General features: G+C 69.4%; 26 protein-coding genes and 3 pseudogenes. 10 read left to right on the forward strand and 19 right to left on the reverse strand.

Going from position 1 to position 26232, the window contains the following annotated elements; genetic code table 11:
- Positions 1 to 97: 97 nt before the first annotated feature.
- The gene (locus LQ326_RS10700) at positions 98 to 1099 is read left to right on the forward strand and encodes a LacI family DNA-binding transcriptional regulator (RefSeq protein ID WP_234535046.1); all 1002 of its coding nucleotides are present in this window, start codon (positions 98 to 100) and stop codon (positions 1097 to 1099) included.
- Between the two features lie 88 nt (positions 1100 to 1187).
- Here the strand turns inward: LQ326_RS10700 and LQ326_RS10705 are convergent, their stop codons facing one another.
- Positions 1188 to 1739: an ester cyclase gene (locus LQ326_RS10705; protein WP_234535048.1), complete on the reverse strand. Its 552-nt coding sequence runs from the start codon at positions 1737 to 1739 to the stop codon at positions 1188 to 1190.
- Between the two features lie 114 nt (positions 1740 to 1853).
- On the opposite strand from LQ326_RS10705, the gene LQ326_RS10710 reads away from it, so the two are divergent.
- A complete protein-coding gene (locus LQ326_RS10710; protein WP_234535049.1) occupies positions 1854 to 2465 on the forward strand; it encodes a TetR/AcrR family transcriptional regulator in 612 nt (203 codons plus the stop codon).
- A 415-nt stretch (positions 2466 to 2880) separates the two neighbouring features.
- Here the strand turns inward: LQ326_RS10710 and LQ326_RS10715 are convergent.
- From LQ326_RS10715 to LQ326_RS10745, 8 genes and pseudogenes are all read right to left on the reverse strand, one after another.
- A pseudogene (locus LQ326_RS10715) lies at positions 2881 to 3120 on the reverse strand (chorismate synthase); the annotation flags it as partial.
- A gap of 45 nt (positions 3121 to 3165) precedes the next feature.
- Complete coding sequence (locus tag LQ326_RS10720) at positions 3166 to 3927, reverse strand: SDR family NAD(P)-dependent oxidoreductase (RefSeq protein WP_234535051.1); 762 nt, start codon at positions 3925 to 3927, stop codon at positions 3166 to 3168.
- A gap of 105 nt (positions 3928 to 4032) precedes the next feature.
- Positions 4033 to 4239 carry a hypothetical protein gene (locus LQ326_RS10725; protein WP_234535052.1) on the reverse strand — a complete coding sequence of 69 codons (207 nt, stop codon included), beginning with the start codon at positions 4237 to 4239 and terminating at the stop codon, positions 4033 to 4035.
- Between the two features lie 290 nt (positions 4240 to 4529).
- Positions 4530 to 4743: pseudogene (locus tag LQ326_RS49125) on the reverse strand (transposase); the annotation flags it as partial.
- Positions 4744 to 5202: 459 nt separating this feature from the next.
- Positions 5203 to 5658, reverse strand: a complete 456-nt coding sequence (locus LQ326_RS10730; protein ID WP_234535054.1) for a hypothetical protein — start codon at positions 5656 to 5658, stop codon at positions 5203 to 5205.
- The gene (locus LQ326_RS10735; protein WP_234535056.1) at positions 5655 to 6317 is read right to left on the reverse strand and encodes a hypothetical protein; all 663 of its coding nucleotides are present in this window, start codon (positions 6315 to 6317) and stop codon (positions 5655 to 5657) included. The genes LQ326_RS10730 and LQ326_RS10735 overlap by 4 nt, the downstream gene beginning before the upstream one ends.
- 33 nt (positions 6318 to 6350) lie before the next feature.
- On the reverse strand, positions 6351 to 7457 hold the full coding sequence (locus tag LQ326_RS10740; RefSeq protein WP_234535058.1) for a hypothetical protein: 1107 nt from the start codon (positions 7455 to 7457) through the stop codon (positions 6351 to 6353).
- A 220-nt stretch (positions 7458 to 7677) separates the two neighbouring features.
- Positions 7678 to 7956 (reverse strand): hypothetical protein, encoded by a 279-nt coding sequence (locus LQ326_RS10745; RefSeq protein WP_234535060.1) that lies wholly within the window; start codon positions 7954 to 7956, stop codon positions 7678 to 7680.
- Positions 7957 to 8438: 482 nt separating this feature from the next.
- Between LQ326_RS10745 and LQ326_RS10750 the strand changes: the two genes are divergently transcribed.
- Positions 8439 to 9020: a Uma2 family endonuclease gene (locus LQ326_RS10750; RefSeq protein ID WP_234535061.1), complete on the forward strand. Its 582-nt coding sequence runs from the start codon at positions 8439 to 8441 to the stop codon at positions 9018 to 9020.
- Positions 9021 to 9304: 284 nt separating this feature from the next.
- Here the strand turns inward: LQ326_RS10750 and LQ326_RS10755 are convergent, their stop codons facing one another.
- On the reverse strand, positions 9305 to 9586 hold the full coding sequence (locus tag LQ326_RS10755; RefSeq protein ID WP_234535063.1) for a hypothetical protein: 282 nt from the start codon (positions 9584 to 9586) through the stop codon (positions 9305 to 9307).
- 632 nt (positions 9587 to 10218) lie between these two features.
- Between LQ326_RS10755 and LQ326_RS10760 the strand changes: the two genes are divergently transcribed.
- On the forward strand, positions 10219 to 10665 hold the full coding sequence (locus LQ326_RS10760; protein ID WP_234535065.1) for a hypothetical protein: 447 nt from the start codon (positions 10219 to 10221) through the stop codon (positions 10663 to 10665).
- A 29-nt stretch (positions 10666 to 10694) separates the two neighbouring features.
- Here the strand turns inward: LQ326_RS10760 and LQ326_RS10765 are convergent.
- The 4 genes and pseudogenes from LQ326_RS10765 to ychF all read right to left on the reverse strand — a co-directional run.
- Positions 10695 to 10856 (reverse strand): annotated as a pseudogene (locus LQ326_RS10765) (transposase); the annotation flags it as partial.
- A gap of 47 nt (positions 10857 to 10903) precedes the next feature.
- Positions 10904 to 11755, reverse strand: coding sequence for a methyltransferase domain-containing protein (locus LQ326_RS10770; RefSeq protein WP_234535067.1), 852 nt, complete (start codon positions 11753 to 11755; stop codon positions 10904 to 10906).
- 293 nt (positions 11756 to 12048) lie between these two features.
- Positions 12049 to 13467, reverse strand: coding sequence for an ATP-binding protein (locus tag LQ326_RS10775; protein WP_234535069.1), 1419 nt, complete (start codon positions 13465 to 13467; stop codon positions 12049 to 12051).
- Positions 13468 to 14290: 823 nt separating this feature from the next.
- Complete coding sequence (gene ychF / locus LQ326_RS10780; RefSeq protein WP_234535071.1) at positions 14291 to 15400, reverse strand: redox-regulated ATPase YchF; 1110 nt, start codon at positions 15398 to 15400, stop codon at positions 14291 to 14293.
- Between the two features lie 195 nt (positions 15401 to 15595).
- On the opposite strand from ychF, the gene LQ326_RS10785 reads away from it, so the two are divergent.
- Positions 15596 to 16129, forward strand: coding sequence for a DUF6542 domain-containing protein (locus tag LQ326_RS10785; protein ID WP_234535073.1), 534 nt, complete (start codon positions 15596 to 15598; stop codon positions 16127 to 16129).
- Between the two features lie 9 nt (positions 16130 to 16138).
- Here the strand turns inward: LQ326_RS10785 and ppgK are convergent, their stop codons facing one another.
- Together ppgK and LQ326_RS10795 are read right to left on the reverse strand one after the other, a co-directional pair.
- Positions 16139 to 16888, reverse strand: coding sequence for a polyphosphate--glucose phosphotransferase (ppgK, locus tag LQ326_RS10790; RefSeq protein ID WP_234535075.1), 750 nt, complete (start codon positions 16886 to 16888; stop codon positions 16139 to 16141).
- A gap of 76 nt (positions 16889 to 16964) precedes the next feature.
- On the reverse strand, positions 16965 to 17978 hold the full coding sequence (locus LQ326_RS10795) for a 4-hydroxy-3-methylbut-2-enyl diphosphate reductase (RefSeq protein ID WP_234535077.1): 1014 nt from the start codon (positions 17976 to 17978) through the stop codon (positions 16965 to 16967).
- 684 nt (positions 17979 to 18662) lie between these two features.
- Between LQ326_RS10795 and xseA the strand changes: the two genes are divergently transcribed.
- From xseA to LQ326_RS10810, 3 genes are all read left to right on the forward strand, one after another.
- Positions 18663 to 19871, forward strand: a complete 1209-nt coding sequence (gene xseA, locus LQ326_RS10800; protein ID WP_234535079.1) for an exodeoxyribonuclease VII large subunit — start codon at positions 18663 to 18665, stop codon at positions 19869 to 19871.
- A gap of 45 nt (positions 19872 to 19916) precedes the next feature.
- Positions 19917 to 20147, forward strand: coding sequence for an exodeoxyribonuclease VII small subunit (locus tag LQ326_RS10805; RefSeq protein ID WP_234535081.1), 231 nt, complete (start codon positions 19917 to 19919; stop codon positions 20145 to 20147).
- A 138-nt stretch (positions 20148 to 20285) separates the two neighbouring features.
- Positions 20286 to 20876 (forward strand): malonic semialdehyde reductase, encoded by a 591-nt coding sequence (locus LQ326_RS10810; protein ID WP_234535083.1) that lies wholly within the window; start codon positions 20286 to 20288, stop codon positions 20874 to 20876.
- Between the two features lie 112 nt (positions 20877 to 20988).
- On the opposite strand, the gene LQ326_RS10815 is transcribed toward LQ326_RS10810, so the two are convergent.
- Entirely contained in the window at positions 20989 to 21513 is a 525-nt protein-coding gene (locus LQ326_RS10815; protein WP_234535085.1) for a DUF4245 domain-containing protein, read from the reverse strand.
- A 127-nt stretch (positions 21514 to 21640) separates the two neighbouring features.
- Between LQ326_RS10815 and glpX the strand changes: the two genes are divergently transcribed.
- Positions 21641 to 22675, forward strand: coding sequence for a class II fructose-bisphosphatase (gene glpX, locus LQ326_RS10820; RefSeq protein ID WP_234535087.1), 1035 nt, complete (start codon positions 21641 to 21643; stop codon positions 22673 to 22675).
- A gap of 260 nt (positions 22676 to 22935) precedes the next feature.
- Here glpX and LQ326_RS10825 read toward each other — a convergent pair whose 3' ends face one another.
- Together LQ326_RS10825 and LQ326_RS10830 are read right to left on the reverse strand one after the other, a co-directional pair.
- Complete coding sequence (locus LQ326_RS10825; protein WP_234535089.1) at positions 22936 to 23319, reverse strand: WhiB family transcriptional regulator; 384 nt, start codon at positions 23317 to 23319, stop codon at positions 22936 to 22938.
- A gap of 153 nt (positions 23320 to 23472) precedes the next feature.
- Complete coding sequence (locus LQ326_RS10830) at positions 23473 to 24174, reverse strand: DUF1707 SHOCT-like domain-containing protein (protein ID WP_234535091.1); 702 nt, start codon at positions 24172 to 24174, stop codon at positions 23473 to 23475.
- 189 nt (positions 24175 to 24363) lie between these two features.
- Here LQ326_RS10830 and LQ326_RS10835 point away from each other — a divergent pair, with 189 nt between their 5' ends.
- A complete protein-coding gene (locus tag LQ326_RS10835) occupies positions 24364 to 26061 on the forward strand; it encodes a fumarate hydratase (RefSeq protein ID WP_234535092.1) in 1698 nt (565 codons plus the stop codon).
- Positions 26062 to 26232 lie beyond the last annotated feature (171 nt).

A 26232-nucleotide genomic window follows, 5' to 3' on the forward strand; every position in this document is an offset into this window, starting at 1 on the left:
GTGCTTCCGAACGCCGGAGTGTCAAGGTTTCTACGCATCGGGGCATACTCGGTGTCCCTGCGACGCTGCCGCGTCGGCAATTACGCGGAGGTGAGTGATGGCGTCGTCGGGGACCGGACCCCGTAGGGTCACGATCGACGATGTGGCCCAGGCCGCGGGCGTGTCCCGGCAGACCGTGTCGCGGGCGCTCAACGACAAGGGCGAGATCGGCGTCTCCACCAAGCAGCGCGTGCTCGACACCGCTCTCGCGCTCGGCTACCGGCCTAGCCGGTTCGCCCGGGGGCTGGTCCGGCAGGACACGGTCAGCGTCGGACTGGTGATCCCCGACCTGCTCAACCCGTTCTTCACCGAGGTCGCCGCGGGCGCGCTGGAGGCGGCCCGGGACCGGAGCTGGCACGTCGTCGTGTACGACACCGGCGACCGGGCCGAGGAGGAGCGGGCCACGCTGGAGGTGATCGCCTCCCAGGTCGACGCCGTCGTGGGCTATCTCAGCCTGCCCGAGGACGAGATCGACAAGCTGACCCGGGGACTGCCCGTGGTGCTCATCGACCGCGAGCACCGCACCCAGCGGTTCAGCTCGATCCGGATCGACGGCGAGAGCGGCGTGCACGCGGCAATCAGGCATCTGACCGAGGCGGGACACCGGCACATCGGCATGCTCGACCACGCCGAACGGTCCGAACCGAGCATCCGGCACCGGTGGTTCGACGCCGCGATGTCCGCGTGCGGACTGGACGCGAGCTCCGTGGCCCGCGCCGACCAGAGCGTGGAAGGCGGTGAGGACGCTCTCCAGGAACTCCTCGGCCGGTATCCCGGCATCACCGCCGTGTTCACGTTCAACGACATCATCGCCATCGGAGCCCTGCGCGCCGCCCGCCGGACCGGCCGGCAGGTCCCCCGGGACCTCGCCGTGATCGGCTTCGACGGTCTGCGGCTGGGCACCCTCGTCGAACCGCCGCTGACCACGGTGGCCCTGGACACCCGCCGCCTCGGCGCGCTCGCCGTCGAACAGGCGGCCCGGCTGCTGACCGGCGGCGGCCCGCCGCACGCCGACGAGCTGACGGTGCGGACGGAACTGCGGCTTCGCGAGTCGGCGTAGGGGACCGCGAGCCGGCGGTGCTCAAGGACAGGCAGGGGAAGCCTTGAGCACCGTTGGACGTCCGGGCCGTCGCTGGACGGTCGCGCAACTACGCGGCCGCTTCGGCCGCTTCGGCCGCCTCAGCGGTCACGCGGGCCGCGGCGCGGGCGGCCCGGCCGGTCACTCGCCAGGCGACCATGCGGAGAGCCGTGGGCGGGGCCGGCGGGAAGACGCCCAGTTGGCCGAGCATGGTGATGTCGTCGCGCACGGCCTCGTGACGGACCACCTTGCCGTCGCGGAGGCCGAGCACGTGGATCTGCTCGAAGTCGATCTCCCGGCCGGTGGGGGGTACGGCCTGGTCGAGCACGCCGTCGCGGTAGCGGACGAAGGGGCCGGTGTGACGGCCGCGCATGCGCAGCCGCACCCAGATCCCGTCGTCGTCGAGCGCGACGCCGAGGACCGGGAAGCGCAGGTCGCTGAAGGCGGAGCGCATCCAGGCGCCCGAGGCGAGCACCCCGGCCGGTCCGGGCACCGCACAGGCCGCCGGTGCCACGGCTGCCTCGCGGTTGTGGAACTCCTCGTGGACCACGTCGGCGGCGAGTGCCGGATCGCCCGTTTCGAGGACCCGGAAGAGCCCGTGGGCCAGTTCTGCGGGATCCATTCCCATGAGGTGCCTGCCTCTCGTCGGCTGGGATGCGCGGCAATGGCCTGCCGCCTGCCCGGACATATTGAGGTTACAGCACGCCTAATGAATTCATCTCGATAGCATGCGGTCATGTCGCCGAAGCGGTCCTACGTCTCCCCGTTGCGCGAGCAGGCTGCCGAACGAACCCGCGAACTGATCGTGCGGCACGCCACGGAGCTGTTCGCGGAGCGCGGCTACGGGCGGGTGACCGTCGCTGACATCGCCGCGGCCGCGGGCGTGGCCGCCAAGACCGTCTTCGCCAGCGCCGGGAGCAAGAGCGACATCCTGAACCGGATCGTCGACCAGGGCGTGAGCGCCTCCGGCTACGAGCAGGCGATGGCGGCGGTGCTCGCGGAGCGGACGCCGGAGTCGGTGCTGCGGACGCTGGCCCACGGCACACGCCGGGGCAACGAGGGCCAGTTCACCGTGCACGAGGCGATCCGCAAGGCGCTGCCCGTTCACGAGGACGGCGAGGCCCTGTGGGAGCGCGCCACCGCGGACTACCGGGAGGCACTGCACGCGGCCGCCCGCCACCTGCACACCCTGTCCCCGCCCCCCGTTTACCCGGTGCGGGAGACGGCCGACCTGCTCTGGCTCTGGTTCGGCCCCACCGGCTGGCGCACCCTCGTGACCGAGAGCGGCTGGACCTGGGACCGCGCCGAGGAGGTCCTGTACCGCACGGCACTCGCCAGCCTCCGCTGACCCCGCGCCGAGAACGGCGACCGGCTCCGTTCCCGGCCGGAGGACCGCATGAGCGTCACACCGTCCCGCGGACTCGTCCCGGCCGGCGCGGAACGCCCAGGACCGCGAGCCGCCGTCCGCTCACACCAGCGTTCTGAGGTCGGTCACCGAGTAGGACAGCTCGAAGCGGAAACCCGCCCCGGTCCGTGTCGGCGCCAGATCGTGGAGTTCCTCACCGGGGTGGGCAGTTGCGCACCGTGGTGACCTCCGGGGCGGCGGTGGCCCGGGGCGGCCCCGCGGTCATCGCACTGCCCGGGGACGTCGCGGCGGCGGGCGCGGTGAAGGACCGCTACGAGGTGCGGCTGCCCCGCCCGGTCCGGGCACCGGCCGGGGCGGAGGATCTCGCCGCCATGGCCGAGATGATCAAGGCCTCGGCCGCGAGAACGAGCGCGACCATCGCCTCGTCCGCGGTGCCGGCCGCCGGCACCGCGGACACGTCGGAGCGCTGGTGGTAGAGGGCCTGCGCCACCTCACCGGTCGTCACGTCGAGATTCCGCAGGGCACGCGGCACGGTCGCGATCGGCTTCATCGCGGCCCGGACCCGCAGCAGCTCGCCGGTGGACAGGCCGCCCTCGGTACCACCCGCCCGGCCGGAGAGGCGGCGGATGCCCTGCTTCGGGGCCACAGGACCGGGATGCCGTGCGTCTCGCGGGGTGGCTGATCAGCTGGTGACGCCGCCGTCGACGACGAGGTCGTGGCCGACGACGAAGCTCGACTCGTCAGACGCCAGCCACAGCACCGCGGCCACGATCTCGTCGGTCGTGGCGACGCGGGCGATCGGCACCGTTGTGGCCAGCCGGGCCGCGCGGTCGGCGTCGGTCTCCCCCGGACGCAGCGACATTCCGGTATCCGTGGCGCCGGGGCTCACCGCGTTGATGCGCACGTTGTCCTTGATGTGGTCCAGGGCGGCGACGCGGGTGAGGGTGCTCACGGCGGCCTTGGACGCGGCGTAGGCGGCCATTCCGGGGCGGCGCCCGTGGTAGCCGATGTTGGACGCGGTGTTGACGATGACGCCGCCGCCGTGCGCCCTCATGTGCGCGATCTCCTGCTGCATGCCGATCAGGACGCCGTTCAGGTTGACGTCGAGGACGGACTGCCACACGGCCAGGTCCAGGTCTCCGACCGGGGTGGGCTTGCCGAAGACGCCCGCGTTGTTGTGTGCGACGTGCAGGCCGCCATGACGCTCGACCGTGGTGCGCACCAGGCGCGCCATGTCCTCGGGCCGGGTGACGTCGGCCACGACGGCGTCGGCGGTGCCGCCGTCCTCGCCGACGAGTCGCACGGTCTCCTCGATGGACTCCGGCCGGGCTCCGGCGGCGACCACGGTGGCGCCCTCACGCGCGAAGGCCCTGGCGCTGGCCCGGCCGATGCCGGATCCGGCCCCGGTGACGATGACGACCTTGTCCTTGAATCGGGCGGTCATGGGGGGTGCTCCTTGCCATGTGTCGTTGTGGATGGAAATGCAGGGTGCCGCGAGGTGGCGGGGGGACCGGAGGGTTTCGGCCGCCGGGCTCAGGAGGCAGGAACTTCAGACGCGGCTCTCGGGGGAGCGAGGTCGCATCAGGAAGAGCGCACACACCGCTGCGGCGACCGTGAAGGCGAAGCCGTAGCCGGAGGTCAGGGCGGACGCGGAACCCGTGCCGGCGTGTTCCAGGTCCGCGGTGTGTCCAGCGGCCAGGGTGACCAGGACGGCGAGGTCAAGGGCGGGGCCGGCCTCCAGCGCGGTATCGACCACGGCGCGAGACCCGCCTGCTCCTGCGGGACGTCGGTGGTCGGGGAAACCGTGGATCCGGCGAAGACCAGCGCCGCCCCGGCGGGGAAGAGGACAAGACCGCCAGTACCGCGCCGACGTACGGCGTGTCCGTGCCGATCAGGCCCGGCGCGGCGAGCCCCAGACCGGCGAGCGTCAGTCCCGTGACCAGCACCACGCGCGGTCCGAAGTGCTGCGCCAGCCTGCCCACGAACCCGCCGTTGACGCGTCGGTTTCTGACTCGATCGGGTGGCGGCGGGCCTTGGCCAGGAGCCACGGCGTTCCAGGAGCCGGTGCGGGAAGCAGCTCCCGACCAGAGCTCGGGGATGGCCGGCTCGGCGGTGCCGGCGCGGGTGTCCCCCTCGCGCGCAAACCGTTGCGGTGGTTGACGCGTTCGTCGCTGACCTGCCCGCATTCCGCGTTGCAGAGGACGTCGGCCTCCGCGGACATGGGCGCGTCGGCGAACGTCTTCACCACCGTGCGCAGCACTCATCGTGCTGTTCTCTTTCAAAGACTTGGTCGTCTTGAAAGGTCAGCCAGTGGCCGTTCGTCTATGCCGGCCTCATCGCGATGCCGGAGCAAACCCCCGGATCAGGTGGAACCCGTACACCACTTCGCGGACGCAACCGGGATGGAACCCACCTACGACGACGAACGCCCAGATCTACCCGTACGTGTCGCGGCTGAGGAAGCACTTCGCCCCTCGCGTCCACCCTGTCCGCAGGCAGCCCGGTTACCAGCTGATCACCGCCGACGCGCAGGTCGACTGGGCGGCTCACTCAATGTCGATCACTCCCAGTGCAGCGTTCGGGCCACGGTGTCGAACAGCTCCACCATCTGATCCGCGAGCGGATCGACCGGGGTGGAGAAGTTCAGCATCAACCACCGCTCACTCGCTGGAATCGGTACGTAGTACGTGAGAGTCGTCGTAGGCATGGTGTTGCCCAGCTACGCCTGAGGGTCCGCCTCCTCCCTGCGCCGGGACCGTACCGCCTTGCCGGCCGCCGGAAGCTGTGCCACACCCACCTCGCCGTACCTGCCCTGGCCACCTCCGGCCAGGTGCTCCGCAAGCTCCTCGGCGTCGGAGGTGCGCGGCCATTCGTCCGGCGCCGGGACACTGACCAGCAATGAAGAGGCAAGCGGCACCGGGCCCACGGAGAGCGTGGACAGGTACAGCTCGGTTCCCCCGACCTTGCAGGCGTCCTTCGCCTTCCGCTGGATGTCCCGCATGAGCTGCTTCTTGAGGTGCGGCGCGTTGTCCACGCCGCGGAACGTCAGATCCGCGAGGGCCACGATGGCACGGTCGCGGTCCTCCGGTGGATCGAGCGGGATCTGGAACCAGCCGTCCGGCACGATGACGCGGTAGTCCTTGGGCGGCGAGGAGAACTGCTCTGCTGTCTTCATTCGGCCCCTCCGTCGGCCGGTGCCTTCGAGCCCCCTGTGGAGAGCGGAGTGATCCGCATGGAGCGGACGGCCTCGTCGGCCAGCTCCGTGATCTCTTCTGTGCGGGCGATCTTCTCCCAGGTCACTGTGACGACGATCAGGGTCTGCAGGTGGGGTGGAAAGACGGCGTAGCGAATGTATTCGGTCAGCTTCCGGCCGAACCCGAGCCTGCGCTTCACCTCCAGCATGGACTGGACCCGGACCGCCGGTCCGGCGGGCAGATCGAGTCGGGTGATCTGCGGCTCACCGGTGACCCGGGCATTCCCCCACTCCAGCAGCAGGGGGGTGACCTCCTCGGCGCTGGGCCGGGGGACGCCCTCATCGCGATAGCCGTCGACCATGAGGTCGGCGAGTGCCTCCCCCGTCTCCGTGTAGTACGCGGCCGCGAGGACCGGCACATCGTCGTTCAGGCGCACGGCCCGTCCGACCATGTCGTCGAAGACCGCGCTCTTCTCGATCTCCAGGCCGAGTGGATTGAGGCGATTCACCACCTCTGTGGCCAGGGCCTTGGCCTCGGCCTTCGTACCTTCCTGAAGCGTCAAGTCGATCCAGCCTGGCTGAAATTCGAAAACACACTCGTAGATTTCAGCCGGCGGGGCGCCCTTGCTCGATGCGGTCACGTCTCTCCCTTTCAGCGAAGCATGGTCGTCCGCTCAGCCCAGGAGCGGGTCGAGGTTTCCGTCCAGGCCCAGCCCGCCCAGCGTAATGCCGGCCCCGACAACCGACATACGGCTGGCGGTCCGCGAGATCCGATTCAACGCGTTGGCATCGAATTGTCCACCCAGCGCCGCCGTTCCCATTTTGACCGACTTCAGGTCGGACGCCACACCCGGATCGGCCATCGAGAAGGACTTGGAAATTCCCTTGAGCAGGCTTCCGCCACCCCGCGTGCGAAGCTCGTTCCAGGCCTGGTTGCAGTTCCCGCCTCCTGGCTTCAGAGCCTTGAGGTTGTCACTCCAAGCCCCCTTGGAGAACGGCTCGGTGAAAGGCTCCTTGAGAGAATTCCAGACATCACCCATGTCCAACTCGAACCGCTTCCCGGAGATTTTCCGAAGATTCTTTTCGGCCCGATTGACCTGACGGGCGGTGCGAGCAGCCCCAGCCCTGCCCAACCTGCCCAGCGCACCCTTGGCGAACTTTCCGGCGATCTTGGAGAAGCCTTTGCCGACACCCATCATCAGGAACCCGAGGGCGGCCATGCCCAGGTCCATCCACTCCGCGTTTCCCTGCAGCACCTCGACGAAGGTCGCAATGAAGTTGATGAGGGTCGCGATCATCGCGATGGCCCCCAGGACGCCGGCCAGCGCCTGCCCGATCACCGGGATCCAGCCGACGACGAGAGACAAGATTCCGCAGACTGTGGCGACCCAGGACGTGATGTCCGCAATATCCTTGACCAGCGTGTCCCAGAAACCGTCTTTCAGGGAGTCGTGGTTGATGATCGCGTCGACGGAGTCGGCGGCGCGCTTGGCCGCGTCATCACGGATCTTCTTGGCCTGGTTGATTTTCTCGCGGGCAGCCTCGATCTCGTCCCTGGCAGCGTCCCGCTTCGCCTCGTAATCCTTTCGGTCCTTGTCGGCACCGTCTTCCTTGCGCCCCTTGCCGGACAGGCCGTCCAGACTTTTCTGCGCGACTCCCTTGCGCTCCTCAGCGTCCTGGGCGTCCTTCAGGGCAGCGTCGGCGATCTCCTGGGCACGGTTGAGATCCGAGGCATAATTCCGGGGGCCGGCGTGCAGCTTGTCCTCATAGCCGCCACCCACTTCGACGACCGCGGAGCCGATGGCCGTAGCTGCGGTGTCGTACCGCTTGAAGGCGGCCTCCAGTTTCTTGACGTTTCCTCCCGCCTTCTCTCGAAACTCCTTTCCCGCTTTGCTGTCCCAGGCGTCAACCTAGGCTACCGCCTTCAGATTTTTGATCTGGCGCTCGAGCTCGTCGGCCGTCTTACGCAGAGTCTTGCCCAACGACGCCACCCCTCACGGCCTACTTCCCCTTCCCCTTCGGGTCCTGAGAATTCCGGATGGCCTCTGCCAGCTGATGATCGATGTCCTCGTAAGCCTTCGCAGCCGCCTTCGCGATACTCGCCAGCGCGTCGACTTCCCCGGTCAGCTTCTCTCTGCTGATCTCCCAGTTTTCGGCGAAGTCCTGGAACCTGTCGGCGAGATGCTCATTGCCGAAGTCGTCGGAGTAGTCGCCGAGTTTCCCGATCCCGTCAAACGCCTTCTTGATGCTGCTCAGCCCCCTGCCCATGCTCTCGATCACGTCGAGATCAAGCCGAGATCAAGCCGCTGGTGATCGCCTTCGCCAGCCACAGCGCCCCCAAGATGTCGATCCACCCACCGACCGCATGAGCAAAGATCTTAGGGGCGGGCTGTTGGGGACGGCCCACGCTCCGATGCCGCGACGGACGGTGGCCATGACAGCCCGTACCAGTCTGCGAAGGTCTCAGGTCCCGGGTCCGGGTGGAACCGCCAGGCCGTAGCTCCTGGCAGGATGGACCGGCCGGCGCGAGAGCACGCGCCGCGACCACGAAGCGAAGGAACACCCCGGCGCCCTCCCGGGATGCCCGTACGACCGACGAAGCGACGGACACGCCGGCCGCCGCGCCGCAGTCCCGTCTGGACTCAGCCACTCCGCACAGGAGGAGCAGTGCGGGGGCGGGCCCCGTTCGCAGTCCCGCGGGCAGGCGGCCGAGCGTTGACCGTCTCGTGGCCCGGGTCTCGCCGAGTGGCTACGGTTGAGCCATGACCGCACTGCCCGACTGGATGCGCCCGCCGCGCGAGGAAGGCTGGCTCGCGGAGGACCTGGACCGCCTCCCCGAGGCACCCCGCCACACCGAGCTGATCGACGGAGCCCTCGTCTTCATGATGTCGCCCCAACGGTCCTGGCACGGCCGCCTCGTCACTTCCCTGACCACCACGCTCATGGCGACCGCGCCCGCCGGTTTCGAGGTCGAGCGGGAAATGACGATCCGCCTCGACGAGCGCAACCGGCCAGAGCCGGATCTGCTCGTGACGACCGCCCCCTACAACCCGGACCGCACGTGGTACGCGCCGGAAGAGGTCCAGCTCGTCATCGAGGTCGTCTCGCCAGAGTCAGCCCACCGTGACCGCACAGTGAAGCTGCACAAGTACGCGGAGGCCAAGATCCCGCACTACTGGTGCATCGAGGACGAGGACGGGGCCCCCGTCGTGCACGTCTACGAACTCGACGAACCGACTGGCGTCTACGCACCCGCAGGCATCTTCCGAGGCACCCTCAAGCGTCCTGTGCCCTTCGAAATCAGTCTGGATCTCGACAAGCTCACCCCACCGCGGAACGACTGAAGTCAGCACCAAGTCAGCGCAGGCACACGGAAGGGGCCGGGCTTCCGACTTGGGTTCTTGGCGAATCGCCCAGCACACGGTGACGCGAGGGTCAGACGTTGAAGCGGAACTCCACTAGTCGGTGTAGGGGCACGGATCGCACCCCCAGAACGCCTCAGACTCGAGATTTACGCTGGCGAAGCCGCTTCGAGTCACAGGTTGAACCGGAACTGCAGACCTGGCGGCATCGTCCCGGAATATCCGGGAGATTCCCCGGCCCGAGGCCCGATGCGCCCCTGTGAGCATCACAGCCGCTCCGCTCTCGGGACGACTCGAACCGTCGCCGGGTCGACTCCGCGTCTGCCAGAAGGCTGCCGAAGGACCCGCACTTCGACGAGCGATTCGACGACCCGGCGCTGGAAGCCCACATCCACCTCGTCGAAGACGGCTCTTGGATCACGGCAGTCGATCAAGGATCCCAGCCCGGCGCGGCGCTCTTTCTCCAGCTCGGCGATGCCTGGTGCCTCGCGGCCACGAATGCGCGCGACGTCTACGCCGTGGACATAACCGAGCTCGAGGTCGCGCAAGGCGCGCTCCACTCTCCTGCGGCGCGTCCTAGTCAGCTCCACCACACCGGAGGTCTTCGCCGTGATCAAGCCCTGCGCGTGTCAACAACGCTCGTGGTCAATACAGCTAGGACCTGTTGGACGAGGCCCGCGCGACGGCCTTGGCGAGAACGTCGGCTACCTCGTCGGCATGGGAAAGGTGCGGGGAGTGCCCGGAAGGTACACGAACACTGTGTAGCTCGGCCTGCGCCCCGGAGCCTGACCGCCGGCCGGTGCCGCCCGGCCCCGCACTCCCCGTGCGATGGGCCGGCGGCCCGGCGATTCCCGGCCGCCTTACAGGCGACGGACAGACTCAGCGACTCCGGCCCTGCCGACGCTCCTCCCCGTCCTTCACCCCTGCCCGGTAACAGTGGCGCCTCTTGTCGCACCTCGACCCGGTTCCACTTCGATGTGCCCGGACAATGCCGTTGTTTGACTATTGAACGTGCCGGGGCTCGTGGCCGGCCCTTCGGCCGGTAGGAGTACAGCGAGCTGGGGCGTTTGAGGAACCGGTCCGCTTCTCGCAACCGGCGGACGCCGTTGTCGAGTTTCCGGCGGACTTTCGCGGCCGGCAAGGTCAGGAACTTCCGGATCTTCGAGGGGGTGTCGGTACGTTGGCGGACCACGCTGCGGCGGGCGTGTTTGAGGACTTTGACGAACGAGATGCGGTCCGGGTCGATGCCGTGGCCGTCGGCGAGCCGCATGATGATGTGGTTCAGGCAGTGGTGCACGATCAGGTGTGCCCACACTTCCTGGCGCACCAGCTGCGGGCCGGCCGACCGCAGGACTTCCTGGCGGCCACGCTGGAAGGTCTTGATCTGCCGGGAGGCAGATTCCGCTTCCCAGCGCTCGTGATACAAGGCCGCCAACTCCTCTGCATGGTTGGCGTCTTGGTCGACAAGGTCAGTCAACAATCGGATCGCCTCGCCGCCGTCGACGCGGTACTCGATCACGCGGACCAGCACACCGCCGGGATCGGCGCCCTTCTGGCCTGCGAGGTTCATCCGAGCCGGGTAGGTGCCGTCGGGCAGGTGCCGCACCGGACGGCGGGCGACACATGATCGGGCCCGCAGCGGCAGGTGGGCGCCGGATGGCGTTTCCACACCGTCTGCCAGGGCCCGAACGCCTCGCGTGGCAGGTCTCTCCACGGGATCCCGGTGCGATATCGATAGATGATCCCCTCGATGATGCGACGGTGGTCGGCGAACGGACGCCCTGCCTACCCCGTGTGGGAGGGGCGGCAGGGCGCCAGGCGCGCCCACTGCTCGTCGGTCAGCAGGCGGATGCGCCTGCTCGTGGTCACCGAGCCTGGTAGGCGGTGGCCAGCACGGAGACAGTGACCCGGTCGGGCAGGAGATCGTCAGCAGTCAGGTCTGCGCGGCTCACGTGGCGTGCGGTTGGCGTCATCCCGACCAGGTCAAGTGCGTTCTGCTGGGTCAGGGGCACGGTGTACTCGACCCGTTCGGTAACGGCGGCCCCGAAGAAGGGATCCAACGCCCGGTGCAGGCGTTGTTCCTTCGCCGGGTCGACCGTGACCATCGCCGGTACCCGGCCGCGCAACTCGGCCAGGTGCCGTCCGGTGGGACGGGCCACGACCAGTCGGCCGGCCGGACGCAGTACTCGGTGGAACTCGGCCGGGTTGCGTGGGGCGAATACGTTCAGCACGACATCGGCCGCTCCGTCGGCCAGCGGAAAGGGACGGAAGACGTCCCAGGCCGCCGCAGCGGCTCGTACGTGTGCACGGGCAGCCGAGCGCAGAGCGCGCACCGACGTGTCCAGCCCCAGACCACGGGCGCCGGGCAGGTGGTCGAGCAGACCGGCCAGGTAGTGGCCTGTGCCGCACCCGATGTCCACCACCGTGGCCTGTTCAGGTGCGGAGCCGGCCGCCAGGCGGACCACGACTTCGCGGATGGGCGTGTACGTACCGGTGGACAGAAAACGGTCCCTGGCCTGAGCCATGGCGGCGTCGTCACCGCTGGTGGCACGGGTGCCGGTCAGCAGAGCGGCGTAGCCGTGACGGGCGACGTCGAAGGCGTGGCCTGCCGGGCAGCGCAGCCCACCCCGGTCGGGGTGCAGCCGGTGTGTACAGCACGTCGGGCAGCGCAGCAGGTCGAGGATCTGTTCGAGGGCAGGGGGAAGCGACACAGGCACGAGGCACTCCTGGCAAGGGTGAAGGGAAGAGACCGTGCCTGCGCGCGCTCAGGACGCACTGCCTCCGAAAGGAACGGGCAGCGGCCAAGGCGTGGTTCACGCGGCAGGCACACCAAGGAGGGCGACGCCGTCCGGCGTCGCCCTCAACGTCTTCCGATCACAGGAAGCAGCAGTGCGGGGTGCTCATGAATGCCACCTCATGAGTCTACGAGCTGACGAAGTTCCTCATGCAGCCCGAGTTGGGAGACACGGCCTGGGGTATCAGGAGCAATCTGCCCACTTCAAACGCCCTCTCACAACGGCCAGGCGGTGAGCAAATCGCCGGGGCCATATGTGGCATCGAGGCCCGGAGAGTCCACCCCGCTCCGCGAGACCGCCACGACCGGAACGGGTTCGTCGGTGAGAGCGGCCCGGTGTCGATGAAGAGCTGCCAGGTCGTGCCGGTCGAAGGGAGACTGCTCCAGCCATTTGATGGAGCCGACGAAGAGCAGTTCCCTGGCGATGGGGGCGCGGTCCGCCCCGACGATGTCGATCTCGACGTCGTTGGTGCGGGTCCAGTAGCCGCCCACCGCGGGGGCCGCGGGGAGCCGGTCGTCGGGCAGTGTCCGGGCGAGTGCCTCGCGGATGAGCGGCTCGATCGCCCGGCCGCGCCAGCTGGTCCAGTTCTCCCGGATGCGCACCAAGGTCAGATCGCCCCGCCCTCGTTCGATCTCTTCCATGGACGGGCCGAGCAGATGCAGCCAGAACCGCAGGTATGGATCTGTCACCCGGTAACGGCGGTCCTTCGACGGCCGCAGAGATACGGGCAGCTCCGCGGCGACGATCCGCTTGTCCGTAAGCAACTCCAGCGCTCGCTGCAGTGGCGTGGCCCCGATCCCGCCGGCCGCACGGGCGATGTTGGTGAAGGTCCGCTCGCCACTGCCGATGGCCGCCAGCACCGTACGCGCCTGGGCCTGAGGCGGGAATTCGGCAGCCAGCGAGCGCTCGGCCGACACCAGCAGGGCCGAGACCGGATCGCTCAGCGCCTCGCCGAGGAAGTCCCACAGCCCTGCACCGCGCGGCCATTCCGCGCAGATCAGCGGCAGTCCGCCGGTGACCAGTGCAGCGTCGAAGGCTTCTGCCGGATCCAGCCCGAGCATCTGCCCCACCTCGGCGGGGTTGAGCGGTCCCAGCACCATCTCCCGGCCGCGCTGATGGAAGGGTCGCCCGTAGCTGTTCAGAGCCTCCATCATTGACAGGTCGGAGCCGATGAGGACGAGCAGCACCGGCTTGGTTTCCAGAACTCGGTCCCAGGCCCGCTGCAGCATCCCCTCAAAGGCGCCATCGGTGTCCATCAGGTATGGCACCTCGTCGATGACCAGCACGCTCGCTCGGTCGGCGGGCAGTGCCGCGGCCAGCACGTCGAACGCGGCATCCCAGCTCTCCGGCCGCGCGGCGGCCACCAGACCCGCCAACGGCAGCGTCGATGCCCGGGCGTCCCGGGCCAGCCGTGCCAGATCGTCTCTGGGAGACGCACCGGTCGCCGCGTAGAACAAGAACGGGGCTCCGGAGCGCTCCGCGAACCGCTCCACGAGTCGCGACTTCCCCACCCGGCGCCGCCCCCGCAACATCACGCACCGGCCGGGCCGCTCCCCGTCAACCCCTGCCGCCACCTTCTGCAGCTCTCGCTCCAGCGTCGCCAGCTCGTGCCGACGGCCTACAAAATCCACCATGCCTGCCGACCTCCACCCAGGACACTAACGACGTTGTTACTAACATAGACGTTAGTAACAAACCTCGCCCAGTCGTCGCTCGCGGTGGTCGTGGCGACGTCACCAGAGCCGTCCGCGGTGACTCTCCGGAGCGCCCCACCGCCAGCATCGAGATGGGTTGCGTCAGGGGTGACAGTGGCGTCGGCTCAGCACTCTGGGGTCCGTCTGTGGATCAGCTCGTGCTGCGCCAGGTCCTTGAAGTAGCGGTGTCGCGACCAGGCATCGAAGTCGCCGATGACGATGACGAGGCACCGACGGGCGCGGGGACCGCCGCGTTGAGGAGGTTGGGCTTTTGAGCGGCCCAGCTCAAGATGCCAGCGCAAACCGTGTGCTGCCGCGCGAGGCTCGGCCTGGACGGAGTCCGGCTGATCACGGAGTCGGGTTCCCAGGGCAAGTGGGCGATTCGGCCCCACAGCGAAGAGGTTCTTGCGCGGATTTACCGGGTCGGCCTTCGGCGGACCGAAGTACTCCACGGCGCGCCAGAAGCGCAGGATCTACGCTTGGCGTTGCCGCTCGGCCTTCGACCGATCGACCGCCCCCATCGGCCCCCTGTGATCGTCGATCACAGGGCACCGCAACAGAGGTCGGGGCTTGCCCCAGGACCTCTCCCCGGGCTTCGCCGAACACTTCCCCGGGGCGTACGAGAAGGCCAGCGGGCCGCTGCCGGGCCGGTGGCAGGAGATCAGCGAGGCGCTCGATCTGTTCGCGCTGCCGTACCTGCCCACCCGCTCACCGGGCCCCGCTGAGGCGTACCGCACCAGCTGTAACTGGAGACCCCCGGCGGCTACTTCTTGCCACTCCCAGAGGTTCCTCCGTGCCGGAACTCCACCACGTCCCCGTCCTGCATCACGTAGTCCTTGCCCTCCATGCGGGCCTTGCCCTTGGCACGGGCCTCGGCCACCGAGCCGGTTGCGACCAAGTCGGCGAAGGAGATGACCTCGGCCTTGATGAAGTTCTTCTGGAAGTCGGTGTGGATGACACCGGCCGCCTCGGGGGCCGTGGCGCCCTTCCTGATGGTCCAGGCGCGGGATTCCTTGGGGCCGGCCGTGAGGTAGGTCTGCAGTCCGAGGGTCTTGAAGCCGACGCGGGCGAGGGTGGCGAGGCCGGGCTCCTCGGCGCCGACCGACTCCAGGAGTTCCAGGGCGTCCTCCTCGTCGAGTTCGGCGAGGTCCGCCTCCAGCTTGGCGTTGAGGAAGATCGCCTCGGCGGGGGCGACCAGGGCGCGCTGCTCGGCCTTGAAGTCCTCGTCGACCAGTTCGTCCTCGTCGACGTTGAAGACGTAGAGGAACGGCTTGGTGGTGAGGAGGTGCAGGTCGTGCAGGAGCTCGGCGCGGTCCGAGCCCTGGACGATGCCGTGGGCGAAGAGCGTGTCGCCCTTCTCCAGGATCTCCTTGGCCTCCTCGACGGCCACGACCTTGGGGGCCACGTCCTTCTTGATGCGCGACTCCTTCTGGAGGCGCGGCAGGACCTTCTCGATGGTCTGCAGGTCGGCGAGGATCAGCTCGGTGTTGATCGTCTCGATGTCGTCCTTCGGCGAGACCTTGCCGTCGACGTGCACGACGTTCTCGTCCTTGAAGGCGCGGATGACCTGGCAGATCGCGTCGGACTCACGGATGTTCGCGAGGAACTTGTTGCCCAGGCCCTCACCCTCGGAGGCGCCGCGCACGATGCCCGCGATGTCCACGAAGTCGACCGTCGCGGGGAGGATGCGCTCCGACTTGAAGATCGACGCCAGCTTGGCCAGGCGGCCGTCGGGGACGCCGACGACACCCACGTTGGGCTCGATCGTGGCGAACGGGTAGTTGGCCGCCAGCACGTCGTTCTTGGTCAGGGCGTTGAACAGGGTCGACTTGCCGACATTGGGCAGGCCGACGATTCCGATCGTGAGCGACACGTTGCGACTTCCCGTAGTGAGAGGGTGAGCGGGCCAGGGGCTGCCCGTGCCGGCGGGCCGGCCGATCCACCAGTTTACGGGGTTCGGGCCGCCGGCCGGCGGCCGCGTCGAACACCTGGACACGCTCCGTTCTTCGGCTTGGTTTCGGCGTGTCTGGGCAGTGATCAGGCACATAAACCGACCTAGGTTGGTCCGATGGAGCAACGCAGGACCCGACCCCGTCAGCACGGCACGAGCCGCGGTGCCCCTCTCGGGCCGCTGCCGCCGCAGGCGAGACGGCGGCCGGCGACGGCCGAGCGCCGGCCCGCTCCGGGAAGGCCGCGTCCGGCACCCGCGGCGGGGCCCGCACGGCTGCCGAACCCACGGCTCACAGGGCTCGGCTGCGGCCTCTTCTGCATGGCCGTGATGTTCCTGCTCGGCTTCCTGGACGACCTGGTCCTCGGAGCGTCCCTGACCGTGTACGGCGTGCTGTTCCTGCCGGTGTCCGCGCTGACCGCGCTGTGGGTGCGCGGGGGCGATCTGCTGACCGCCCCCGTCGTCGTCCCGATCGCCTTCGCCGTCGGTCTGCCGGCCGTCGCCGACGGCGGTGGCGGTTTCCTGGGCATGGTGATGGGCCTGGTGACGGCCCTGTCCACACAGGCCGGCTGGCTCTACGGCGGGACGCTGATCGCCGGGGTGATCGTCATCGTCCGCCGGATGCGGCTGATCCGGCGCCGCCGCAGGGCCTGACCACGCCGGTCAGTTCGCGTGGTGCGCCGCGCGCATCGCCGCGCCCACGATCCCCGCGTTGTTCTGCAGCTGGGCCGGGACGATCTCGGCCTTGACGCCCTCGATGTACGGCAGGAACTTGTCGGCCTTGCGGCTCACCCCGCCGCCGATGATGAACAGGCTCGGGGTGAAGAGCATCTCGACGTGCGCCAGGTACTTGTTCACCCGGCGGCCCCAGTGCTCCCAGCTCAGGTCGCCGTCCTCCTTGGCCTTGCTGGAGGCCTTCTTCTCGGCGTCGTGGCCGTCCAGCTCCAGGTGGCCCAGCTCGGTGTTGGGGACCAGCTCGCCGTCGACGAACAGGGCGCTGCCGATGCCGGTGCCGAAGGTGAGCAGGATGACGACACCCTTGCGGTACCGGCCGGCGCCGAACTCCATCTCGGCCACGCCCGCCGCGTCCGCGTCGTTGACCAAGGTGACCGGGAGTCCGCCGAGCCGCTCGCTGAACAGCTTCCGCGCGTCGGTGTCGATCCAGCTCTTGTCGACGTTCGCCGCCGTACGGATGTGCGTGCCGTCGCTGATCACCCCGGGGAAGGTGAGGCCGACCGGGCCGCTCCACCCGAAGTGGTCGACGACCTGCTTGACCCCGTCGGCGACGCCGTCCGGCGTCGCCGGGTGCGGGGTGAGCACCTTGTACCGCTCCTGGGCCAGGTCGCCCTTGTCCAGGTCCACGGGAGCGCCCTTGATCCCGGAACCACCGATGTCCACGCCGAAGATCTGCATGGCTCCACGTTACGTCGTACGACTGACAGTCACGACGCCGGGCGATCCCGCGGTCACACAGCCGTACGGACGCGGTTCACGCCCCGGCGCCGCTGCCGCCGCGCTCGGCGACCAGGGTGGCCGCCTCTTCGCGCAGGTCACGGCGGAGTTCCTTGGGGAGCGAGAAGGTGATGGACTCCTCGGCCGCCTTGACGATCTCGACGTCGCCGTAGCCGCGCTCGGCGAGCCACTCCAGGACCTGCTCGACCAGCACCTCGGGCACGGAGGCGCCGGAGGTGACGCCGACGGTCGTCACGCCCTCCAGCCACGCCTCGTCGATCTCGGCGGCGAAGTCGACCAGGTAGGCCTCCCGGGAGCCGGCCAGCTTGGCGACCTCCACCAGCCGCTTGGAGTTGGAGGAGTTGCGGGAGCCGACCACGATGACCAGCTCGGCCTCGGCGCCCATCTGCTTCACGGCGAGCTGGCGGTTCTGGGTGGCGTAGCAGATGTCGTCGCTGGGCGGGGAGATGAGCTGGGGGAACTTCTCCTTGAGCGCGTCGACGGTCTCCATGGTCTCGTCGACGCTCAGCGTGGTCTGGGAGAGCCAGACGACCTTGGACTCGTCGCGGACCTCGACCTTGGCGACGTCCGCCGGGCCGTCGACCAGCTGGATGTGGTCGGGGGCCTCGCCGGAGGTGCCGATGACCTCCTCGTGGCCCTCGTGGCCGATCAGGAGGATGTCGTAGTCCTCCTTGGCGAAGCGGACGGCTTCCTTGTGGACCTTGGTGACCAGCGGGCAGGTCGCGTCGATGGTGGCGAGGCGGCCGCGCTCGGCCTCCTCGTGGACGACGGGGGCGACGCCGTGTGCGGAGAACATCACGATGTGCCCCGGCGGGACCTCCTCGGTCCGCTCGACGAAGATCGCGCCCTTCTTCTCCAGGGTCTGCACGACGTACTTGTTGTGGACGATCTCGTGCCGGACATAGATCGGGGCCCCGTACTGTTCCAGGGCCTTCTCGACGGCGATCACGGCGCGGTCCACACCCGCGCAGTAGCCACGGGGGGCGGCGAGCAGGACACGGCGGCCAGGCGAAGCGGTCATGGCACCCATCGTAAGGCCGGGTTCGGGGGGCGAAGATCGTGTCCGGGTGACGATCCGGGGGAGACCGGGGGCGGCGGGCACGCGCGCGGGGGTGTTCGCCCCCGCCGCCCCTACCCGTCCCGTCCTCCAAGGGGTGGGCCCCCTTCGACCGCCCGCTCCGGGGGCTGCCGCCCCCGAACCCCCGCATCGGCCTGAACGGCCTCGTCCTCAAACGCCGGACGGGCTGGTAGTGGAGGGCAAGGCCGACCTTCGTCCTCGGACGCCGGGCGGCCTGGGTGGTGGGGGTGCGGGCCGGTCTTCGTCCTCGGACGCCAGACGGACTGGGTAGTGGGGGTGCAGGCCGGTCTTCGTCCTCGGACGCCGGACGGACTGGTGGTGGGGGTGCAGGCCGGTCTTCGTCCTCGGACGCCAGACGGACTGGGTAGTGGGGGTGCAGGCCGGTCTTCGTCCTCGGACACCAGACGGACTGGGTAGTGGGGGTGCAGGCCGGTCTTCGTCCTCGGACACCAGACGGACTGGTGGTGGAGGTGCAGGCCGGTGTTCGTTCTCAAGCGTCGGGCGGGCTGGTGGGGCGTGGGGGCGGCTCGTCCTCGAACGCCCGACAGGCTGGTGGGGTGCCGGACGGACTGGTGGGGGGTGGCGGCCGCCGGGTGGGTTCAGGGGGCTGTCGGTCTGCGCCGTTACTCTCGCGGCATGGCTTTGAACACGTCCGCTGAGGCTCCCGTGCCCGTTGGTGAGGTTTCCCGGCTCATCGGTGGGTGGATCGACCGGCTCGGAGCCGTGTGGGTCGAGGGGCAGATCACGCAGCTCTCGCGACGGCCGGGGGCGGGGGTGGTGTTTCTGACGTTGCGGGATCCGTCGTACGACATCTCGATCGCGGTCACCTGCTACCGGCAGGTGTTCGACACCGTGGCCGACGTGGTCGGCGAGGGGGCGCGGGTCATCGTGCACGCGAGGCCGGAGTGGTACGCGCCGCGTGGGCAGTTGTCCTTGCGGGCGGCCGAGATAAGGCCGGTCGGCGTCGGGGAGCTGCTGGCGCGGCTGGAGATGCTCAAGAAGGCGCTGGCCGCGGAGGGGCTGTTCGCCGCCGGGCGGAAGAAGCCGTTGCCGTTTCTGCCTCAGTTGATCGGGCTGGTGTGCGGGCGGGCCTCGGCCGCCGAGCGGGACGTGCTGGAGAACGCCCGGCACCGGTGGCCGGCGGTGCGCTTCGAGGTGCGGAACGTGCCGGTGCAGGGCGTGCACGCGGTGCCGCAGGTGGTGCAGGCCGTCAAGGAGCTCGACGCGATGGAGGAGGTGGATGTGATCATCGTCGCGCGCGGCGGCGGCAGCGTGGAGGATCTGCTGCCGTTCTCCGACGAGCAACTGGTGCGGGCGGTCGCGGAGTGCCGTACGCCGGTCGTCTCCGCGATCGGGCACGAGCCCGACAATCCGCTGCTCGACTATGTCGCCGACCTGCGTGCGTCCACCCCTACCGACGCCGCCAAGAAGGTCGTCCCGGATGTGGGGGAAGAGGCGGAGCGGGTGCGGATGCTGCGGGACCGCGGGCGGCGGTGTGTGGAGACGCTGGTGGCGCGGGAGGAGCGGGGGCTGGCGCACGCGCTCGCCCGGCCGGCCATGGAGGATCCGCACCGGATGGTCGACGAACGGGCCGATCACGTCGCCTCGCTGGTCGATCGTTCGCGGCGCTGTCTCGGGCATCTGCTGGACCGAGCCGACTCCGAGCTGACGCACACGCACGCGCGCGTGGTGGCTCTCTCCCCCGCCGCCACGCTGCAACGCGGTTACGCCGTGCTGCAGAAGGGCGACGGCCATGTGGTGCGCGCCGGCGCGGAGGTCGAGCCGGGCGAGGTGCTGCGGGCGCGGGTCGCGGAGGGGGAGTTCACGGTGCGGGTGGACGGATAGAGCCAGCCATGCCCTACGGGCGGACGAGATGAGAGAGGCAAACGTATGAGCAGCAGCAAGGCGGAGGAAGCGCTCTCCTACGAGCAGGCGCGGGACGAGCTGATCGAGACCGTGCGGCGGCTGGAGGCCGGCGGGACGAGCCTGGAGGAGTCCCTCGCGCTCTGGGAGCGGGGAGAGGAGCTGGCCAAGGTATGCCGGCGCTGGCTGGAGGGGGCGCGGGCCCGGCTGGACGCGGCGCTGGCAGAGGAGGAGGAAGGGGGCGAAGAGGAGGACTGAGCGAGGCGGTCGGTGTGAGGGGGGTCACCGCGGCCGGGTTTTTGTTGAAGCTTGAACCTTCCCTGTCGTATGGTCGTGCCGTCAGCCTATCCGGACCGCGGTCCGGATTCGACGATGCGACCTCTAGGAAGATCAACCATGTCTCTCGTTCTCGACCCCACCGCTCAGGACCTGCTGTTCCGCGAGGCCCGCACCGCCAACACCTTCACCGACGAGCCGGTGACCGACGAGCAGGTGCAGGCCATCTACGACCTGGTCAAGTACGGCCCGACCTCCATGAACCAGTCGCCGCTGCGCGTGGTCCTGGTCCGCTCGCCCGAGGCCCGCGAGCGCCTGGTCCAGCACATGGCGGAGGGCAACCAGAAGAAGACCGCCACCGCCCCGCTGGTCGCGATCCTCGCCGCCGACAACGAGTTCCACGAGGAGCTGCCGCAGCTGTTCCCGCACTTCCCGCAGGCCAAGGACGCCGTCTTCGGCGACCGCGCGGCGCGCGAGGACAGCGCCGCCCTGAACGCCACCCTCCAGGCCGCGTACTTCATCATCGGCGTCCGCGCCGCCGGCCTCGCCGCCGGCCCGATGACCGGCGTCGACTTCGCGGGCATCCAGAAGGAGTTCCTGGACGACGACCACACCCCGCTGATGGTCGTCAACATCGGGCGCCCGGGTCCGGACGCCTGGTTCCCGCGCTCCCCGCGCCTGTCGTACGACGAGGTCGTCACGACCGTCTGAGCCACCCCGCGGAGAGGCCTCCGGCGACCGCGCGGCGCCGGCGGCCTCTCCCGCGTGCGCGTCGTGGCACGCGGGAGCACGCGGGCCCCGACACGCTCGCGGGACACGCGGGTCAGGACGTCTTCAGTGCCGCCGCCATCTTCGTCAGCTCGGCGAAGGAGGCCGTGCCGGCCACCACCGTGGTGGAGCCGGTGGTGGCGTCCAGCACCAGCGCGTCGTAGCGGCCGCCGGTGTAGTGCGTCCAGCTGCGGTCGCCGATCTTCTCGGTCGTCTTCGTGGCCGACGCGCCCTGGGTGGCGTCGTCGATGAAGTCGGCGCGCTTCTGAGTGGACTGCTCGACCTGGACGTACTGACCGTCGGGGGTCTGGTAGCCGAGGTGCCAGCGGTCGCCGTTCTCCCCCTGGAAGCGGACCGAGGTGGCCTTCCAGGTGCCGGGCAGGCCCTGCGGCGCGGCCACCGGGTAGCTCGCCGCGCGCCGTGCCGTCAGCAGTTCGACCCGGTAGTCGACCCGCTGGATGTCGGGAGCGTGATCGTCATGCGGTACGAGCAGGTAGATGAAACCCGCCGCGAGGCCGATCAGGGCCAGGGAGAGGATCATGTCCCGGACCGTCTTCTGCTTGCCGTTCGTGCCTGCCACGTCCTCTATCGTCGCAGGTGCCCCTCGTGCTCATCCGTGGGGTCCCCTGCTCATTTTGTCAGCCTGGCGATAGAGTCGACGGGAAAACCCTCATCCGGCCGTCGTCGTATCAGAAAGGTGCGCTCCGATGACCGAGCATCATCATCTGCCGTCCGAACTCGATGTTCCCTCCGAGGCCCCCGACCGTAACCTCGCCCTGGAGCTCGTCAGGGTGACCGAAGCCGCCGCGATGGCCGCGGGGCGCTGGGTGGGCCGCGGCGACAAGAACGGCGCCGACGGCGCCGCGGTGCGTGCCATGCGGACCCTCGTCTCCACCGTGTCGATGAACGGCGTGGTCGTCATCGGTGAGGGCGAGAAGGACGAGGCCCCGATGCTCTTCAACGGAGAGCGCATCGGGGACGGCACCGGGCCCGAGGTCGACATCGCCGTCGACCCGATCGACGGGACGACGCTCACCGCGAAGGGCATGCCCAACGCGATCGCCGTGCTGGCCGCGGCGGAACGCGGGGCGATGTTCGACCCGTCCGCCGTGTTCTACATGGACAAGCTGGTCACAGGACCGGAGGCGGCGGACTTCGTCGACATCGACGCGCCCGTCTCCGTGAACATCCGGCGGGTCGCCAAGGCGAAGCGGGCCACCCCGGAGGACGTGACCGTCGTCATCCTCGACCGGCCTCGCCACGAAGGGATCATCAAGGAGATCCGGGAGGCCGGCGCACGCATCAAGCTGATCTCCGACGGTGACGTCGCCGGGTCGATCTACGCGCTGCGCGAGGGCACGGGCGTCGACATGCTGCTCGGGATCGGCGGCACGCCCGAGGGCATCATCTCGGCGTGCGCGGTGAAGTGCCTGGGCGGGACCATCCAGGGCAAGCTGTGGCCCAAGGACGACGAGGAGCGGCAGCGGGCCATCGACGCCGGGCATGACCTGGACCGGGTGCTGACGACCGAGGACCTGGTGACCGGGGAGAACGTGTTCTTCGTCGCCACCGGGATCACGGACGGCGAACTGCTGCGGGGCGTGCGGTACCGGTCGGAGACCGCGCTGACCGAGTCCATCGTGATGCGGTCGAAGTCGGGGACGGTGCGGCGGATCGACTCCGAGCACCGGCTGCGCAAGCTGCGGGCTTACAGCACGGTCGACTTCGACAGGCCGAAGTAACGCCTGGGCCTCGGGAGCAGGGGCTGCGGGCCGTCGACGGCCGCGGATGCGTCGTGGCCGGCCGCGCGCATGCGGCGGAAGCCGCGCAGCGACTGCAGCCCCGCGCCCCTGGGGGGTTGCGCCTGCGGCGCCGCGAGATGCCGTCCGTCGCGCTCGCGTGGCGGCAGGCGCGCATCAGCGCGGTCCCCCGCCTCGAAGGGGCGCGGTGTCCCTCGGGTCGGTCAGAAAGGCGCCCTCGGTGCGGAGAGGGCGCCTTTTCGTCAGCCTGCCTGGGCTATGCGGTTCGCTGCCGCCGCCCTTGCCGCCTTCTTCAGTTCCATGTCGCGGCGCCTGCGGCGGGCCAGGACCACGCGGCGCTCCGCCGCGGTGAGGCCGCCCCAGACGCCGTAGGGTTCGGGCTGGAGCAGCGCGTGCTCGCGGCACTCGACCATCACGGGACAACGGGCGCAGACCCGTTTGGCCGCCTCCTCCCGGGACAGCCGGGCAGCGGTGGGTTCCTTGGAGGGTGCGAAGAACAGGCCTGCCTCGTCGCGCCGGCACACCGCCTCGGTGTGCCAGGGTGCGTCTTGGTCCCTGTCCCGCACTGGCACCCGCTGGGCCGGAACGGCAGCTACCTGCAGGGACGAACGCGGCGGTTGCAGCACGGGTCTACTCCTGACGACGGCTTCGCGAGCGAGAGACGATGCAGCAAGGCCTACCCGCTGTGCGCGGGCCTATGCACAGCGTCCTCAACAGCCGTACCACGGCGGCCAGTTCACGACTCCTGGTGCCGCTGGGCCGGGAGTGGTTCGCGACCGTCAACGGTCCAGGTGTTTGCGCAACTTCCGGTCGACCTTGTCCTGAACCCGGTCCAGGATGTCCTCGATGAGCTTTCCGCGCTTCGGCCGCGCCTCCACGTTGCCGAGGACGGCCCAGCCGTCGACGTAGACGACCGGGGCGTCGGAGTCGACCGAGTCCAGCGTGTCCGCCTCGAAGTTGCCGAGCACGCCACCGCCGGTGCCACGCAGCGACACGTTCTCCGGGACGCGGATCTGAACGTCGCCGAAGACCGAGACCGCCTTGATGACGACCTGCTGGTACTCGAAGATCGCCTCGGTGAGGTCGAGCTCGATGGAGCCGAAGACCGCGTAGGCGTGCAGCCGGCGGCCGGCCCGCCAGCGGCCCCGGCGGCGGGCGCTGCTGAAGACGGCCACCACGTTGCTGTCCGCCTCCACGGGGATCGCGCCGGGCGTCGGCCGGGGCGGCACCGGTGTATAGACCGGGCCCGCCGGGCGGGCGTGGGCCGCGGGCAGGTCCCGTATGAAGACCTCCAGCTCGCCCACCGTCTTGGCGTTCAGCACCCCCTCCACGCGCTCGGCGTGCTCGTCGGCGGTCAGGCGCCCCTCGGCGAGGGCCTCCCGCAGGATGTCGGCGATGCGGTCACGGTCGGCGTCCGAGGCGCGCAGCTCGGCCACCGGCGCTCCGGCGTGCTCCTGAGGGGTCTGCTTCTGAAGGTCCACGGCAGCAGGGTACCGAAACGCGATAGATCGCGACTACCCCCTCGTCGCGGCCTGTGGAAAACCCGGAAACCCGCACGCTTCCCGAACTGAGCCTTACCTCACAGGTTCCGTGTCGGTGGCAGGTTCTACGCTGGTGAGGCCCGCCAGCGTCGGCGGGCAGCCGTCCGTCAGAGTGAGGAATGGGCTGAGATGCCTGAGTTCGCGTACACCGATCTGCTCCCCCAGGGCGAGGACACCACCCCGTACCGGCTGGTGACCTCGGAGGGTGTGGCCACCGTCGAGGGACCGGACGGGCGGACGTTCCTCAAGGTGGAGCCGGAGGCGCTGCGCAAGCTGGCCGAGGAGGCGATCCACGACATCCAGCACTACCTGCGGCCCGCCCACCTCGCGCAACTGCGGCGCATCATCGACGATCCCGAGGCGTCGAACAACGACAAGTTCGTCGCGCTCGACCTGCTGAAGAACGCGAACATCGCGGCGGCCGGCGTGCTGCCCATGTGCCAGGACACCGGCACGGCGATCGTCATGGGCAAGCGCGGGCAGAACGTCCTCACGGAGGGCGGTGACGAGGCCGCCCTCTCCCGCGGCATCTACGACGCCTACCAGAACCTCAACCTGCGCTACTCGCAGATGGCTCCGCTCACGATGTGGGAGGAGAAGAACACCGGGTCGAACCTGCCGGCCCAGATCGAGCTCTACGCCACCGACGGCGGCGCCTACAAGTTCCTCTTCATGGCGAAGGGCGGCGGCTCGGCCAACAAGTCGTTCCTGTACCAGGAGACGAAGGCCGTCCTCAACGAGGCCTCCATGATGAAGTTCCTGGAGGAGAAGATCCGTTCGCTCGGCACGGCCGCCTGCCCGCCGTACCACCTGGCGATCGTCGTCGGCGGCACGAGTGCCGAGTACGCCCTGAAGACCGCCAAGTACGCCTCCGCGCACTACCTGGACGAGATCCCGGCCGAGGGCTCGGAACTCGGGCACGGGTTCCGGGACAAGGACCTGGAGCAGAAGGTCTTCGAGCTCACGCAGAAGATCGGCATCGGCGCGCAGTTCGGCGGCAAGTACTTCTGCCACGACGTGCGCGTGGTGCGGCTGCCGCGGCACGGCGCCTCCTGCCCGGTCGCCATCGCCGTGTCCTGCTCCGCGGACCGGCAGGCCGTCGCGAAGATCACCGCCGAGGGCGTCTTCCTGGAGCAGCTGGAGACGGACCCGGCGCGGTTCCTGCCGGAGACCACGGACGAGCACCTGACCGAATCTGACAGCGGCTCCGCCGCGGGGTCCTCGGACGTGGTGAAGATCGACCTGAACCAGCCGATGGACACGATCCTCGCCGAGCTGACCAAGTACCCGGTCAAGACCCGGCTCTCGCTCACCGGCCCGCTGGTCGTGGCCCGTGACATCGCGCACGCCAAGATCAAGGAGCGGCTGGACGCGGGCGAGGAGATGCCGCAGTACCTGAAGGACCACCCGGTGTACTACGCCGGTCCGGCGAAGACCCCCGAGGGGTACGCCTCCGGTTCCTTCGGACCGACCACGGCCGGCCGCATGGACTCCTACGTCGAGCAGTTCCAGGCCGCGGGCGGGTCCAAGGTGATGCTGGCCAAGGGCAACCGCAGCAGGCAGGTCACCGACGCGTGCGAGGCGCACGGCGGCTTCTACCTCGGTTCCATCGGCGGTCCGGCCGCGCGTCTCGCCCAGGACTGCATCAAGAAGGTGGAGGTCGTCGAGTACGAGGAGCTCGGCATGGAGGCCGTCTGGAAGATCGAGGTCGAGGACTTCCCGGCGTTCGTCGTCGTCGACGACAAGGGCAACGACTTCTTCAGCCCGCAGCAACTCTCTCAGCCTACCTTCACGACCATCCCGGTACGGGGCCCCGGCCTGGCCTGACCCAGGCAGCAACCCGCGCATATAGCCCCTGGCCCTCGGTCGGGGGCTCTTCGCGGTCGGGGCCGTCTCGTCCGCGAGCGGCCCGCACAGGGCCGCATAAGGCCTCGCATCGGGGCCAGGCCGCGACAGACGGCCGCACGGCCCCTCCTGACACCGGTTTATGCGACAACG

Origin of the sequence: Streptomyces shenzhenensis (assembly GCF_021462265.1) — a bacterium.
Taxonomy (GTDB): Bacteria; Actinomycetota; Actinomycetes; order Streptomycetales; family Streptomycetaceae; genus Streptomyces; species Streptomyces shenzhenensis.